The following is a 14,467-nucleotide window of genomic DNA, read 5'->3' as shown; positions in this document are numbered from 1 at the left end:
AGGCGGTGGGACGGGCGGGACCGGCGGGGCCGGGGGCGCGGGCGGGGCCGGCGGCATGGGCGGCGCGGGCGGCGCTGGCGGCGGCGACGCGGGCGTGAAGACGATGCCGAGCCTGCGGTTCTCCCACCTCTCGCCGGACGCGTCGCCGGTCGACGTGTGCCTCCTGCCGGCGGGCGGCGCGAACGAGGGCGCCCTCGGTCCGATCTTCAAGCAGCGCTTCAACGACGCCGACGGCATCCGGTTCGGCGAGGTCTCCAAGTACGTCGACGTGCCCGAGGGCGACTACACGCTGCGCGTCGTCGCGCCCGGCGCGCAGAGCTGCGACACCGCGCTCCCGGGCACGCAGGACGTCCCTGGGATCGAGGCGCGCGCGGGCGAGATCGCCACGGTCGCGGCCGTCGGTCAGCTCGACGCGCCTGCGGGCGTGCAGAAGTTCGGCGCGCTGCGCTTCCTGGACGACACCGAGCCGGCGTCGGGGCAGACGCGCGTGCGCTTCATTCACGCCTCGCCGGACACGGACGATCTCGACATCGGCACGCTCGACACGCAGGGCACGTTCACGCCGCTCTTCACGGGCGTCGGGTACGGCTCGACGGGCCATGCGAAGACGGGCAACTACGTGACCGGGGCGCCGCTCGACAAGGCCACGATCGCGACGCGCCTCGCGGGCCAGCAGGCGAACCTCTTCACGATCGCGGGCGTGATCATCGAGGCGGACCGCGTCGTCACGGTCTTCGCGATCGGCAACCGCGCCGGCCAGCCGCAGTTGCTCCGGCTCCTGGTTTGCCAGGACGAAGCCCCCCACGCCCAGGGCGCGCTCGGCATGGCGACCTGCAAACTGCTGACACCGTGAGGCCGGCCTAGCCCCCTCTCCCGCGAGGGAGAGGGGGTTGGGGGTGCGGGCGTCGCTCTACTTGAGGAGCCAGCCGAACAGCAGCCGCTTCGTCGCATCGCGCGACACCTGCGCGATCGAATCGACGAGCGGAATCTCCTTCGGACAAACCTCCACGCAGTTCTGCGCCTTGCCGCAGTCCTGCACGCCGCCTTCGCCCATGACCGTCTCGAGCCGCGCATTCTTGTGCAGCGCGCCCGACGGATGCATGTTGAACAGCCGCACGAGGTTCAGCGCGAACGGCCCGACGAACTGCGTCGAATCGTTGTACTGCGGGCACGCCTCGACGCAGCACCCGCACGTCATGCAGCGCGACAGCGGATAACGCTCCTGCTGCGCCTCGGGGCTCTCGCGTGGACCCGGGCCGAGCTCGTGCGTCCCGTCGATGTCGATCCACGCCTTGACCTTCTTCATGTCCTGGAACATGCGCTCGCGGTCGACGATCAGGTCACGCACGAGCGGGAACTTCGTCATCGGCTCGACCGTGATCGTCTCGCCGTTCGGCGCGATCTGATCCACGAGCGCCGAGCACGCCTGACGCACGCGCCCGTTGATCACCATCGTGCAGGCGCCGCAGACCTCCTCGAGGCACGACGACTCCCACACGACCGGCGCGACGTCTTTCCCGTCGACCGTGCGCGGCTCCTTCTGCACCTGCTGCAGCGCGCTGATCACGTTCATCTGCGGCAGGTAGGGGACCTTGAACTCCTCCCACCGCTTCGTCTCCGGGAGATCGGGACCGTCCTGGCGCTTGACGCGCAGATGCACGAGACGCCCGGTGCCCTTCGTCGTGTCGCTGTTCGCCATGGTCAAACGCTCTTCTGCTGCTCCGAGGCAGCCGGTTGCTGGATCTTCCCGGTCGCGGCGGCGCTCGCGGCGCCGGCCTGCTCGTACTTGCGCTCGCGCGGGGCGACGAGGCTCGCGTCGACGGCGTCGGTCACGTGGATCGACTGCCCGGCGCACGTGTAGTCGAACTCCCGCAGGTACTTCACGGCGCCCTTCTGTTCGTGCTTCGCGAGCGTCGTGCGCATCCAGTCCGCGTCGTTCCGCTTCGGGAACGCGGGCTTGTAGTGCGCGCCGCGCGACTCGTCGCGGTTCTTCGCGCCCTGCGCGATCACGCGGGCGAGCACCAGCATGTTCTCGAGGTGCCGGACGAACTGCGCGCCCTGGTTCGCGCGCTGCGAGCCGTCCGGGCAGGCGACCTTCTTCACCCGCTCGTCGAGCTCCGAGAGCTTGCCGAGAACCTGCTCGAGCGTCGCGTTGTCACGCTCGATCGTCACGTCGCGCAGCATCATGTCGCCGAGCTCCTGGTGGAGCTTGTAGGGGTTCTCGGCGCTCTTGTTCTCCTGGTTCTGCTTGAGGATGCGCGTGTAGTCGTCCTGGCAGCGCTTCTCGGCCTTCTCGAAGATCGACTTCGGCAGGTCGAACGCGCTCTTCGCGAGGCTCTTCTGGTAGCTCGCGACCGAGGGGCCCGTGACCATGCCGCCGTAGATGCACGAGAGCAGCGAGTTCGCGCCGAGCCGGTTCGCGCCGTGGTACTGGTACTCGACCTCGCCCACCGCGTAGAGGCCCGGGATGCTCGTCGCGTGGTTGCGCGGCGAGCCCGCCTTCAGCGATCCACGCGCGTCCTTCTCGAAGTCGACCCACAGGCCGCCCATCGAGTAGTGCACGGCGGGGAAGACCTTCATCGGGTTGTGGTACGGGTCGGTCCCGGCGAACTTCTCGTAGATCTCGAGGATGCCCGCGAGCTTCGAGCGGAGGAACTTCTCGTCCTTGTGCGTGAGGTCGAGGTAGACCTCGTTCTCGTTGCGACCGGTCTTCGGGTTGAAGACGCCGCGCTTCTCGTGGAAGCACGTCTTGAAGATGGCACGTGAAGCGATGTCGCGGGGCACGAGGTTGCCGTAGCCCGGGTACATGCGCTCGAGGATGTAGTCGCGCTCCTTCTCGGGGATCTCCTTGGGATTGCGCTGATCCTTCGCGTCCTTCGGCACCCACACGCGGCCGCCTTCGCCGCGCGCGCTCTCCGAGATGAGCCGGAGTTTGTCCGCGCCCGGGATCGCCGTCGGGTGCACCTGGATGAACTCGCCGTTCGCGTAGACCGCGCCCTGCTGGTAGACCGACGAGGCCGCGGTCCCGGTGCAGATCACGCTCATCGTCGAGCGGCCGAAGATGATGCCGCAGCCTCCCGTGGCGAGCACGACGGCGTCGCCCTGGAAGTACTTGATCTGCATCGTCTTGAGGTCCTGCGCGATGCACCCGACGCACGTGCCGCTGTCGTCGAGCACGGCCTGCAGGAAGTCCCAGAACTCGAACTTGCGGACCATCTTCTCGCCCGGGATCGACACGCCGTGCTCGTCGACGACGTCGGCGATCTCGTAGCGGCGCACCTGCTCGTCGAGGGCGTAGAGCAGCTGCTGCCCCGTCGTCGCGCCCGCGAACGCCGTGCGGTGGAAGAGCGTGCCGCCGAAGCGACGGAAGTCGAGCAGGCCTTCGGGCGTGCGGTTGAAGGGCACGCCCATGCGGTCGAGCATGAACACGATGCCCGGCGCCGCCTCGGCCATGCCCTTGACGGGCGGCTGGTTCGCCAGGAAGTCGCCGCCGTAGGCCGTCTCTTCGAGGTGGATCTGCGGGCTGTCGCCCTCGCCCTTCGTGTTGACGGAGGCGTTGATGCCGCCCTGCGCGCACACCGAGTGCGAGCGCTTCACGGGGACGAGCGAGATCAGGTCCACCGGGACCTTCGCCTCGCAGAGCTTGATCACCGTCATGAGGCCCGCGAGGCCTCCGCCGACGACGACCACCCTTCGAACCTTGCCCCCCTCGCTCCGGATCGTGCTTTTCGCAGCCATGCCTCAGAACCTCACTCGATGACCGGCCCGACGGAGGCGGGCTTCTGCGTTTGCTGGAGGATGTCGACGCACGTGCGCGCGTCCGAGCCCCCCTTCTTGCCGAAGATCTTGTCCTGCACGGAGGACCCCGTGGCGAAGTAGATCGCCGTGTTCGCGCCGAGCAGGAAGATCGCGACGCCGAGCACCCCGAAGACGGCCGCCGCCATCTGCTGCGAGCGGCGCGACACCGTCACGCCCCACGAGAAGCAGAAGCCCCAGAGCCCGTTCGCGAAGTGGAAGACGCTCGCCGCGATGCCGAGCACGTAGAGCAGACCCACGACCGGGATGCCCTTCACCGTCGCCGACATGTTCTGGCAGAGCGCGGGGTAAAACTGCTCGGGCGCGAGCTTGCCCGCGAGCTTCTTGCCCCAGTACTCGTAGAGGTGGAACGCGATGAACGCGAAGGCCATGAGGCCCGTGACGCGCTGGAGCGTGAAGGCCCAGTTGCGCGTGGTCTTGTACTTCGAGACGTTGTACTTCGCGTCGAGCGCGAGCTTGACCCCGTAGCCCGCGTGGAAGAGCAGCGGCAGGAGGATCAGCCCCCACTCGAGCACCGCGAGGTACGGCGTGTGCGTGATCTCCGAGACCGCCTTGTCGAACGGCTCCTGTCCCTGGAGCGCCTTGGCGTTCGTCCAAAGGTGAAACACCATGAACGCGCCGACGGGCGCGACGCCCGTCAGCGAGTGCAGCTTGCGCAGCAGAAACGCGCGGCGGTTCTGCGCGAAGAGAGACTGATCGGCGAGCGCGGCTTCGGACACGAATGGACCTCGTCGTCTTGCGGGCGACCGGCGATGTATGGGACTCTAGCCAGGACGTCAAGGTGGCGCGATCTTTAGGTAACTCGCTCGGCCGCTGGCGCTCGGCGCTCGTAGGGCTGGGTTTGGCCGCCCTTGGCGCGGGGGCGTGTGGTGGATCGCGTAACGACGCCGTCGCCCCCACGGTCCCGCTGTCGTCGTCGATCGAGGCGCAGACCGAGCTGCGGGGCATCGAGGCCTCGTTCGCCCAGTCGAGCCGCGCCGAACGCCAGGTCCTCGAAGACCGCCTGCTCGCCTTCCAGGCGCGTTACCCCAACGACGCGCTCGGCCCCGTGGCCGACGTGATGCTCGCCTGGATCGCCCTCGAACGCGGCGACCTCAACCGCGCCACGGAGCTCTCGTCCCGCGCCGAGACGCAGACGAAAGCCGTCGGCACGACCGCGGAGCTCGCCCGCATGATCCAGGGCGCCGCGCTCCGCCGCTCCGGCAAGGCCGAGGCCGCGCTGGGCAAGCTCCTGCCGCTCCTCGGAAAGCTCATCGATCCGCACGCCCGGACGTTTCTGAACGAGGAGGCGACCGCGAGCGCGATCGGCGCGAAGCACCACGGACAGGCGATCGAGTTGATGCTCGTGTGGCTGCACGAGGCGTCGCTCGAGGAGCGCGTCGAGGTGCGCTCGAAGCTCGCGGAGCTACTCGCGAGCATCCCGCCGGCGTCGCTCGCGCCGATCCTCGAAGAGCGGCGCAAGAAGCACCCGGAGCCGTTGAACGAAGAGCTCGAGGTGCAGAAGACGCTCGTCGAGCGGCTCTCGGACGCGGCGATCTCGGCGCGGGACCAGCAGCTCGCGCGGCGGCTGCTCGGCGCGGCGATGCCCCTGCTCGGGACGGGCGCCGACGAGATCGCGGAGCTCGCGGCGGGCGCGGGCGGGGCGCGCGTCGAGGCGCCGACGCTCGGGCTCGTGCTGCCCACGCGGAGCCTGGAAGCGCGGCGGCGAGGCACGCAGGTCGTGAGCGGGGTGATGTTCGGCCTGGGGCTGCCGGGATCACAGGCGCGGCTCGTGACGCGCGACGACCTCGGTCGCGACACGGGCATCGAGGACGCGCTCGAAGGGCTCGGCGCGGACGGCGCGGCGATCATCATCGCGGGTGTCGATCGGGAGGAGGCGACGATCGCGGCGAAGTTCGCGGAGCGCGAGTCGATCCCCGTGGTGCTCCTGCATCCGCCCGCGCCCGACGTGGCGGATTCGCCGTTCGTGTTCGTGGTCGGCGAGGAGCCGGAGCGCGTGCGTAAGGCGCTCGTGGGGGCGATGCCTTCGAAGGGGCAGGTCGTGTGGATCGGCGACAAGGGCAGCGTGGACATGGCGCGGGAAGAGGCGTTCGAGTGCACGCGCCTGCCGCCGTCGTGGCGCGGCATCGGGGGCGTCGTGGTCCATGGGAGCTGCGTGTCCGACGTGCTGCTCGCGACCTCCGGGACGAGCGTGAAGGCGGCGGTGGGGCTCGACCTCGGCGGCGTGAGCCTGCCGAAGGGCACGTTCGCGGCGACGGCGGGGGTGTATCCGATCGATCCGCGGGCGCCGGGGCGGGAGTCGCTTTCGGCGTGGATGCGGGTGCACCCGGATCCGCCGAGCTTGTGGGCGGGGCTCGGGCGGGACGCGGCGGTGCTCGCGTGGGTGGGCGTCGAGGGGTTGCCCACACAGGGGACGCGGGATCCGAAAGAGGTGAAGCGTCGGCGGGAGCAGGCGGCGGCCGCGCTCGCGGCGGCGGAGCGGGAGTTGTGGACGACCGAGGCAAAGGGGTTTGGCGGAGCGCGCAAGCTCGCCCGGTCGATCGGGGTGCGCGAGGTGCGGTGAGCCCTCGCCCCTGCCTTGCAGCCCACGAAAGGCCAGCTTCCGTCGATTCAACGACGCTCGCGCGTCTCGGGGGATGTACGTCAACGTATTGACGTCTTCCCTATCGATTGTTCCTTTCGTAACGTTGCGTTTTGCTCGCGCGGCGGCGGCGAGGGGCACGGCCCTCGGGTCTGCAGGGCGCGGGAAGGTGCGCAATGAAGCGATCGTGGACCGTCGGTCAGCAGCTCATTCTGGGATTTGCCATTCCGCTGATCGTGCTGGGCGTGCTCGGGCTCTCGTCCTACCGCCTGAACCAGCAAATGCGGCAGGCGGGCACGTGGGCCGCGCACGTGCAAAAGGAGATCGACGCGCTCTCCGTGCTCCTCGTCGATTTGCAGGAAATCGAGGGCGGGCAGCGGGGATACGTCATCAGCGGGACCGACGAGTACTACCAGAGCTACGAGGAGGCGCGCGGGCGCTACAAGCGGCACCTCGGGAATGTCCGCGAGCTCGTGGGCACCTCGAACCCGGAGCAAGCCCGGCGGCTCGAAGCGCTCGAACGGACGGTCGACGAACGCGTCGGATTCGCCGAGCAGAACATCCAGATCCGCAAGGCCGAGGGCCTCGCGGCCGCCATCGCGCACATCGGGACCGCAAAGGGCAAACGCCTCACCGAGGCGGTCCGAGCCATCATGGCCGACATCACGGCCGCCGAGACCGCGGCGCTCGAAGCACAAACGACCGAGGTGAATCGCGCTTCGACCGCGCTCGATCGAATGCTCGGCGGGGGCACCGCCGCGGCGATCGTCGTCGTGGGAATCAGCGCCATCCTCATCGTTCGCCGGCTCGACCGGCAAATCGGCGAGTCGGTGCAGCGCATGCAGAGCGCAGCGGCGGAGCTCGAAGCGGCGGCGACCCAGCAGGTGCGGGGGTCGAAGGAGCAAGCGTCGTCGGCGTCGGAGGTATCGACCACGGTGCGCGAGCTCTGCGTGACGGCGCGGCAGGTCTCGGAGAGCGCGCAACGCGTGACCCGCATGGCGGGCGACACCGCGCAATCGGCCCGCGGGGGCGATCGTGTGCTCGCGTCGGCGCAGGAGTCGATGGGGGCCGTGCACCGTCAGGTGCAGGAAATCGTGGGGCGCATGCTCGACCTCGGGCGCAAATCGCAAGAAATCGGGGCGATCCTCGATATCATCAACGAGCTCAGCGAGCAGACGAACATTCTGGCCATCAATGCGACGATCGAGGCGGTGGGCGCCGGCGACGCGGGCCGTCGATTCGGCGTGGTGGCGAGCGAGATCCGGAAGCTCGCCGATCGCGTGGGGGCCTCGACGAAGGACATTCGGCGGCTGATCGACGATATGCGCGGCGCCGCGAACACGACGGTGATGGCGACGGAGGACGGCGCGAAGGCGGTCGATTCGTCGACGCGGCGCTTCGGCGAGGTGGCGGAGAGCTTCCGCCGCATCATCGATTACGTGAACAGCACGGCCGAGGCAGCGCGGGAGATCGAGCTGTCGACGAAGCAACAAACGACGGCGATGGAGCAGGTGAGCAGCGCGGTGGCGGAGGTGGCGCAGACGGCGCGCGAGACGGAGATGAGCTCGGCGCAGACCCTGCAAACGGCGTCGGAGGTGGTGGCCATTTCAGAGGGGCTGCGACAGCTCATCGAGCGGGGAGGGGCGGGGGGTGGGGGGATCGTGGCGGCGGCGTGAGGGGATTTCCCGTCGCATCCCCCTCGCACCCCCGCCCGACCCGCGGTACATCCATCCCTGGCATGCGTCTCCGCGCCCCCGCCTTATCCCTCGTCCCCTTGCTCCTCCTTTCGGCGGCTCCTGCCCTCGCCGATCGTGTCGTCGTCCTTCCTTCGCAGGGCAGCGCGACTCCGGCGGCGCGCCTCGGGCTCGATCAGGAGGTCATGCGGGGGGCGGCTTCGCTGCGCCATTCCATCGCCTCCGAGGTCGAGACCCAGGCCGCGCTCGTCCGCATCGCCGACGGCACCGCCGATACGCCCGAGGAGTACGCCAGCATCGCCACTATCCTCCGGGCGAACTGGGTCCTCTCCGCGCGCGTCGAACCTGCCGCCACCACCACCCGCGTCGAGATCGCCGCCTACCTCGCCTCCCTCGGCCGCGTCGAGTCCGTCGCCCGCGACGTCGACCCCCAGAAGCAGGACGCCCAGATCCAGGAGATGCTCGCCGTCCTCATGCGCCCCGAGGGCGTCGGCGCCTCTGCCCTCCCCTGGGAGCAAGCCCTCCCGCCGCCGCCTCCGCCGCCCCCCATCCCGCCGCCGCCCTCGCCGCCTCCGCCGCCTCCGCTTCCGCCGTTCGGCACCCCCCCGCAAACCCCATGGAACATGGGGCAATTCATGCCCCCGCCGCCGCCCCCGCCGCCGCAGCCGGCGCCGAAGAACGAGGTGCTCATGTCGTACCTCGGCGCCTCTCGACAAACCGTTTGGCCTCCCTACACCGCGGGCAAACCCGTCTTCCTCAGCGCGCTCATCGGGTTTTCCTCCGCGGCCTCCTCCGGAGACCGCGCCAAGGGCAGCGCGGCGGCCTTCGTCGGGGCGCTGCGCGGCGGCTACGCGATCGGCGAATCCGGGCTCGAGCTCTTCGCCGGCCTTTCGGGCAACCTCGCCGGACCCTCCGCCTTGTGGATCGACCTCGGCGGCCGATGGCTCTTTTCCCCCACCGTCAAGACCGCGCCCGACGGCCGCAAGGAAGGTTTTTCCTTTCACGTCGGCCCCGAGCTCGTCCTCGGTCCCTTCGTCCGCCTCGGCAGCACCGTCACCGCGCCGAACGGCGTCAGCTACGAGGGCCGCAGCACCACGCACTTTTCCTTCGGCGCCGCCCTCGACCTCGTCCTCGGCATCTCGCCCGCGCTTCGCATCGACGCCCAGCTCGGCAACCTTCGGTTCGTCCCCACGGAGGACGGCACGATCGTGCTCATGGGCGCCACGATCGGCACGACGTATCGGTTCTGAAGCGAGGCGCCTTGGCCACGATCGTCCCGCTCCCCACGCGCCGCGCCACGATCCGCCTCGCGCGGGCCGTCGCCGCCGCGCTCCTCCCGGGCGACCTCGTGATCCTCGCGGGCGACCTCGGCGCGGGAAAAACCTTCTTCACGCGCGCCCTCTGCCGCGCCCTCGGCGTCCCCTCGGCCGAGCCCATCACGAGCCCCACCTTCACCCTCGTCCACGAGCACGCGGGCACGCTCCCGATCGCCCACGCCGACCTCTACCGCATCACCGACGAGGACGAACTCGCGCACCTCGGCTTGCGGGATCGGCGCGGCGAGGGCGCGGTCCTCGTCGCCGAGTGGGGCGCGCCGTATGCGTCGGCGCTCGGCGGGGATGCGCTTTGGGTCACGTTCGAGGTCGCGGCGGATGGGACGCGGCGGGCGCGGATCGAGGCGGATGGGGCTCGATCGGCGGCGCTCCTCGCGGCCGTCTCGGGGGGGCTCGGCATGTCGGCCTGACGGGCGCTCGGGTGCCGTTCGTGGAGGTGTTTGGACGCGTTTTCCTTCGCCGTGGAGTGGATCCACGCTAATCTGGCCAGGCCATGCGCCTCCTGGTTGAGATGCTTGAAGATCCCCGTGGCCGCCGATCCATCAAGGCCGCCCTCTTCCTGCATGGCCTTGTCGAACCGTCGACCGACTTCCAGGAGCTGGCACGCCTTCCTTCGAAGCTCGTCGACTCAGATCAACCGGGCGGGGGCGCTCATCGACCGCTGGCACAGCTCGATTTGATGGCAGGGGACCACTTCGATGAGGAATGGCTGCGCTCGGTGCTCGCCGAAGGGATGCACGATGCGCTTTCCACATCGGCAGGCGATTGGGTCAACTCAAGCGTTGCCAGTGCGCGTTTTTTGCGAGCGGATCGGGTTGCGGACGAGCAAGTGGCGATCCTCGATGAATTGCTCAAGGCCGCGATGACGCGTCTACGGCGGAGGCATCTGCGCACCGCGCTCCGCATTTTGTTGCTCGAACTCACCGATTATCGCGGCGTCGATCAATTGAGGTTCACCTTTTCATCCGAACAAACCACGGTGCTCGTTGGCAACAATGGGGCCGGCAAGACGACGTTACTCGACGCAGCAGCGTTGCTGCTCTCGCACCTCGAGGCAGGAATCCGGCGCACCTCGGGTCGTGTCCGTGCCTTCACGGATCGGGACATCATGAACGGCCGGGACGGGACCAAGATTGCCATCACCGCGCACGTCGGCGACGCCCCCGTGAGTTGGTCGCTCTCGCACGCGCGTGACGGCGAACCCATTCCCGCGCACGAGCGCGAGGGGCTCTACAAGCTGGACGAGGAGGTCGAGAACATCCGACGCGAGGTCGAGCAAGGCGACGTCTGTCTGCCCCTCGTGGTTTATTACCCCGTGAACCGCGCCGTGCTGGACATTCCGCTCCGGATACGAACCCAGCATGCATTCGACCCACTGGAAGCTTACGACGGCGCTCTCATCGGCGATCGGAGGAACTTTCGGCTCTTCTTCGAATGGTTCCGCGGACGCGAGGATCTGGAAAACGAGCGTCGTATTCAGAATTCCGCTCATCGTGACAACCAGCTCGAAGCCGTGCGGCGCGCCATCGAGTCGCTGATGCCTGGTTTCACCAACCTGCGTGTGCAGCGCGCCCCGCTCGGGATGGTCGTGCAAAAGGCGGATTGGACGCTCTACGTCGACCAACTCTCCGATGGTGAAAAATGTCTGCTCGCCATGACGGGCGACCTCGCGAGGCGCCTCGCGATAGCCAACCCCTACATGGACAACCCGCTCGAAGGCGGCGGCGTCGTCATCATCGACGAGGTCGAACTCCACCTTCACCCGAGCTGGCAGCGGGAGATCGTCCCGGCGCTCGAAAGGACCTTTCCAAACTGCCAGTTCATCGTGACCACCCACTCGCCCGCGGTCGTGGGTCACGTCCAGCGCGAGTCATTGCGACTTCTGAAGTCCGACGCGAGCGGCATCCGTGTCGAAGTACCCAGCGTGTCGTTCGGACTCGATGCGAACCGGGTGCTTCTGGAGATCATGGGCGTCGACGAGCGGCCACACGATGTTAAGGTCCAGCTGGAGGTGATATATACGCTGATCGGCGAAGGGAAGTTCGAGGAGGCTCGTGAGCGGATCGCCTCGCTCGAGGCCCAGATCGGGGGGGAACCGGAGCTGACCAAGGCGGCGACGATCATACGGCGCAAGGAAGCCATCGGGCGATGAAGCACATCCAGAAGGGCCCCGAGCCTCCTGAGCTCGCCGACTTCAAGCAAGAATGGGCCGCGGAGGGACGAACGCCGAAATGGAAAGATTTGACAGGTCCTTGCGCGGAGGCCATCCGTGGCGCGCTCTTCGCGGAACAAGGACACATTTGTTGTTACTGCGGGCGCAGGCTCGTTCCGAATGACAACCACATTGAGCACCTTGTACCGCGTGATGGCAAGTCAGGGGACCCGTCGCTTACGTTCGTATGGCCGAACCTGCTCGCCTCCTGTCAGGCGAACCTGCTGAAAGGGGACCCGAAACATTGCGGGTCCAAAAAGGAGAACTGGTACGACCGTACCCTGATGGTGTCGCCGCTCGATCCGAGCTGCGAGGAGCGGTTTCATTTCGAGCTCGACGGGAGGATCCGCGCGGCGCAGCCTTCGGATCTCGGAGCCGAGGAGACCATCCGAAGGCTCGATCTTGACGGTGCGCGTCTGCGCGGATTGCGGAAGAAAGCGATCGAGGGGCTCTTCGTCGACCTCGACGAGGACCTTCGACCGGAAGAGTACGATGCTCTGGCGAAGGCGTTTCGTGAGCGGGATAGCCAGGGGCGATACGAAGCATTCTGCTTTGTGCTCCTCGCCGCCCTGGGGGCTCGGCATGTCGGCCTGACGGGCGCCGGACGGCCGTGATAGAGAGGTCCTCGCGTGGACGACTCCGAACCGAAGCTCTTGCAGCGGATCCTCGATCCCGTGCTCGGCTTCTTCGAGAACATCGGGACCACGGTGAGCCTCACTCTCCAGACCGTGGCCTGGCTCTTCCGCCCTCCGTTTCGGGTCGGCCAGATGCTCGCGGCGATGGATTTCATCGGCGTCGAGTCGACCTTCCTCGTCGGCTTGACGGGCCTCTTCAGCGGCATGGTCGTCGCGCTCCAGTCGGTCTACGCGCTCAAGCAGTTCAGCGCCGAGGCGAACGTCGGCGGCATCGTGGCGGTCTCGCTCATGCGCGAGGTCTCGCCCGTCTTCTCGGCGCTCATGATCACGGCGCGGGCGGGCAGCGGCATGGCGGCCGAGCTCGGCAACATGCGGGTCACCGAGCAGATCGACGCGATCACCACGATGGGCGTGAGCCCGGTCCAGTACCTCCTCTCGCCGCGGCTGCTCGCGGGCGTCACGATGGGCCCGCTCATGTGCATGCTCTATTCGACGATCGGCATGGTCGGCTGCTACCTCGTGGCCGTCGCCTTGCTCGGCGGCGACTGGGGTTTTTTCCTGCGCAGCATTCACGACTTCGCCCGCCCGCGCGACCTTTTCATGGGCCTCATCAAGGGCGCGGTCTTCGGCTTTTTGATCGCATCGATCGCCTGCCGGCACGGGTATTTCGCGACGGGCGGCGCGCGCGGCGTGGGCATGGCGACGACGCGCGCGGTCGTCGAGAGTTGTGTCGCGATCCTCGTGGCCAATTACATTCTCACGCAGGTCATGCTGGGAGACATCTAGGAATGGCACGTCCGCACGAGCACGCGACCGAGGGCCTCGACGTCGAGGCGCTGAACGACAGGCTCGCCCGCGAGCACCCGATCGACGCCTATTACGAGCGCTCGATCCTGCCGATCCGGCTCATCGAGAAGGGCCGCCTGGCCATCATCCGCCGCTTCATCGGACGGGCCGACGGCCTAGACCTCGCCGAGATAGGCTCCGGTGGCGGCCACGTCCTGCGCATGTTCCCGCGCGCCCGCATCACGGCGATCGACGTCTCCGAGGTCTTCCTCGACACGGCCCGGAAAAATCTGGCCGGATACGACGCGCGTTTCTTGAAGGGCGAGGTCGACAAGATGGACCTCCCGCCGCGCTCCTTCGATCGCATCATCTGCACCGAGGTCCTCGAGCATTGCGTCGACCCGCGTGCGATCCTCGGGGCGATCGCGCGGCTCCTCCGGCCCGAGGGCGTGGCGGTCATCACGATCCCGAACGACCCGCTCATCCTGGGCTTGAAGGGCTTCGTCCGGCGCACGCCCGTCGGCTGGGCGCTGCGTGATCGCATCGAATGGGGCGGCGACCGGTACCACCTGCATACGTGGACGCCCGGCGAATTCGGCCGCTTGCTCGAAGAGTTTTTCCGGGTCACCCACCGCGCCGCGTCGCCGGCGGATTTGCTGCCAATCAGAGCGTGCTTTCGTTGCGTGCTGCGGTAGCCCGGCCTGATCGGTGGACGGGCGTCAGTCCAGTGAGCATGACGTATAGTTGATACCCGAGCCGTTCGCGTTCACCCACGACTGCACGACAGGACGCCCCGCCGCGGGGTCATCGGGGTTGCACAGGTAGATGTCCCCGCCGGTCTCGGGCGAGCTGGATTTGGAGCAATCGCTTGCCACGGTCCTGCGGACGTCGAAGCCACAGACCGAGCTGTCCAGATCGCAGACGCGCGCCTCCTTCGGGGTCAATACCGACATACATTGCGGCGACGCGGAACCTCCTTCCGCGAGCGGCCAGGCGTACTCGGAGATGACGGGTTCAGTCCCGTTCCACGAGATTTTCACGTCCCAGAGGGCATCGGGCTGCCAATCCTCCCCAGAACGGTCCTCATCCAGTTTGTTTACCACGTTCTGCCCCGAGACCAGGATCGGGACGCTCAGACCGAACGCATTCACTCGGGCGATCACGCAGCGGAGCACGTCTTCCTTCTGTTCCGTGGACAAGGCTCCCGAGAACCAGCCAGCCGTCGTGCGCATCAACCCCTGGCCGGTATACGTCCTCGAGGGATTGCTCTGGGAGACGTATTGTACCACCTCGCCCACCCCCGTCCTGACACCGACGGCTCGCTCCTCCGACGCTGGTGCCCCGAAGGGAGCACCCGATGCGGAACCATCAGCGAGCGGCGGCGATTCGTGCAGAGATCGAGCAGGACG

Annotated in this window: 12 protein-coding genes and 1 pseudogene; 9 read left to right on the top strand and 4 right to left on the bottom strand. The window is 68.0% G+C overall.

Going from position 1 to position 14,467, the window contains the following annotated elements; translation table 11 throughout:
* Positions 1 to 853: DUF4397 domain-containing protein (locus QHF83_RS51260; RefSeq protein ID WP_282425500.1), on the top strand; the 853-nt coding region annotated here is incomplete at its 5' end.
* Positions 854 to 910: 57 nt separating this feature from the next.
* On the opposite strand, the gene sdhB is transcribed toward QHF83_RS51260, so the two are convergent.
* Genes sdhB through QHF83_RS51245 form a run of 3 tightly spaced genes read right to left on the bottom strand, consistent with a single transcriptional unit; the run spans position 911 to position 4,535 of the window.
* Positions 911 to 1,699 (bottom strand): succinate dehydrogenase iron-sulfur subunit, encoded by a 789-nt coding sequence (sdhB, locus tag QHF83_RS51255; protein ID WP_272419378.1) that lies wholly within the window; start codon positions 1,697 to 1,699, stop codon positions 911 to 913.
* Between the two features lie 2 nt (positions 1,700 to 1,701).
* Positions 1,702 to 3,738 carry a succinate dehydrogenase flavoprotein subunit gene (gene sdhA / locus QHF83_RS51250; protein WP_282425499.1) on the bottom strand — a complete coding sequence of 679 codons (2,037 nt, stop codon included), beginning with the start codon at positions 3,736 to 3,738 and terminating at the stop codon, positions 1,702 to 1,704.
* A gap of 11 nt (positions 3,739 to 3,749) precedes the next feature.
* The gene (locus tag QHF83_RS51245; RefSeq protein WP_282425498.1) at positions 3,750 to 4,535 is read right to left on the bottom strand and encodes a succinate dehydrogenase; all 786 of its coding nucleotides are present in this window, start codon (positions 4,533 to 4,535) and stop codon (positions 3,750 to 3,752) included.
* A gap of 2 nt (positions 4,536 to 4,537) precedes the next feature.
* Here QHF83_RS51245 and QHF83_RS51240 point away from each other — a divergent pair, with 2 nt between their 5' ends.
* The 8 genes from QHF83_RS51240 to QHF83_RS51205 all read left to right on the top strand — a co-directional run bounded on the left by QHF83_RS51240 (position 4,538) and on the right by QHF83_RS51205 (position 13,753).
* Complete coding sequence (locus QHF83_RS51240) at positions 4,538 to 6,379, top strand: hypothetical protein (RefSeq protein ID WP_282425497.1); 1,842 nt, start codon at positions 4,538 to 4,540, stop codon at positions 6,377 to 6,379.
* 194 nt (positions 6,380 to 6,573) lie between these two features.
* On the top strand, positions 6,574 to 8,073 hold the full coding sequence (locus QHF83_RS51235) for a methyl-accepting chemotaxis protein (protein WP_282425496.1): 1,500 nt from the start codon (positions 6,574 to 6,576) through the stop codon (positions 8,071 to 8,073).
* A 62-nt stretch (positions 8,074 to 8,135) separates the two neighbouring features.
* Positions 8,136 to 9,341 carry a hypothetical protein gene (locus QHF83_RS51230; RefSeq protein WP_282425495.1) on the top strand — a complete coding sequence of 402 codons (1,206 nt, stop codon included), beginning with the start codon at positions 8,136 to 8,138 and terminating at the stop codon, positions 9,339 to 9,341.
* A gap of 11 nt (positions 9,342 to 9,352) precedes the next feature.
* Positions 9,353 to 9,835: a tRNA (adenosine(37)-N6)-threonylcarbamoyltransferase complex ATPase subunit type 1 TsaE gene (gene tsaE, locus QHF83_RS51225; protein WP_282425494.1), complete on the top strand. Its 483-nt coding sequence runs from the start codon at positions 9,353 to 9,355 to the stop codon at positions 9,833 to 9,835.
* Between the two features lie 83 nt (positions 9,836 to 9,918).
* Positions 9,919 to 11,577, top strand: coding sequence for an AAA family ATPase (locus QHF83_RS51220; protein ID WP_282425493.1), 1,659 nt, complete (start codon positions 9,919 to 9,921; stop codon positions 11,575 to 11,577).
* Positions 11,574 to 12,251: a retron system putative HNH endonuclease gene (locus tag QHF83_RS51215; protein ID WP_282425492.1), complete on the top strand. Its 678-nt coding sequence runs from the start codon at positions 11,574 to 11,576 to the stop codon at positions 12,249 to 12,251. The genes QHF83_RS51220 and QHF83_RS51215 overlap by 4 nt, the downstream gene beginning before the upstream one ends.
* Positions 12,252 to 12,266: 15 nt before the next feature.
* Positions 12,267 to 13,058, top strand: a complete 792-nt coding sequence (locus QHF83_RS51210; protein ID WP_282425491.1) for an ABC transporter permease — start codon at positions 12,267 to 12,269, stop codon at positions 13,056 to 13,058.
* Positions 13,059 to 13,060: 2 nt separating this feature from the next.
* Positions 13,061 to 13,753, top strand: a complete 693-nt coding sequence (locus QHF83_RS51205; protein WP_282425490.1) for a class I SAM-dependent methyltransferase — start codon at positions 13,061 to 13,063, stop codon at positions 13,751 to 13,753.
* Positions 13,754 to 13,777: 24 nt separating this feature from the next.
* Here QHF83_RS51205 and QHF83_RS51200 read toward each other — a convergent pair.
* Positions 13,778 to 14,467: pseudogene (locus QHF83_RS51200) on the bottom strand (hypothetical protein); the annotation flags it as partial.

Origin of the sequence: Polyangium sp. 15x6 (assembly GCF_029960785.1) — a bacterium.
GTDB lineage: Bacteria > Myxococcota_A > Polyangia > Polyangiales > Polyangiaceae > Polyangium.
Note: the sequence above shows the minus strand (reverse complement) of the source record. Positions and strands in the feature narration are given on the sequence as shown.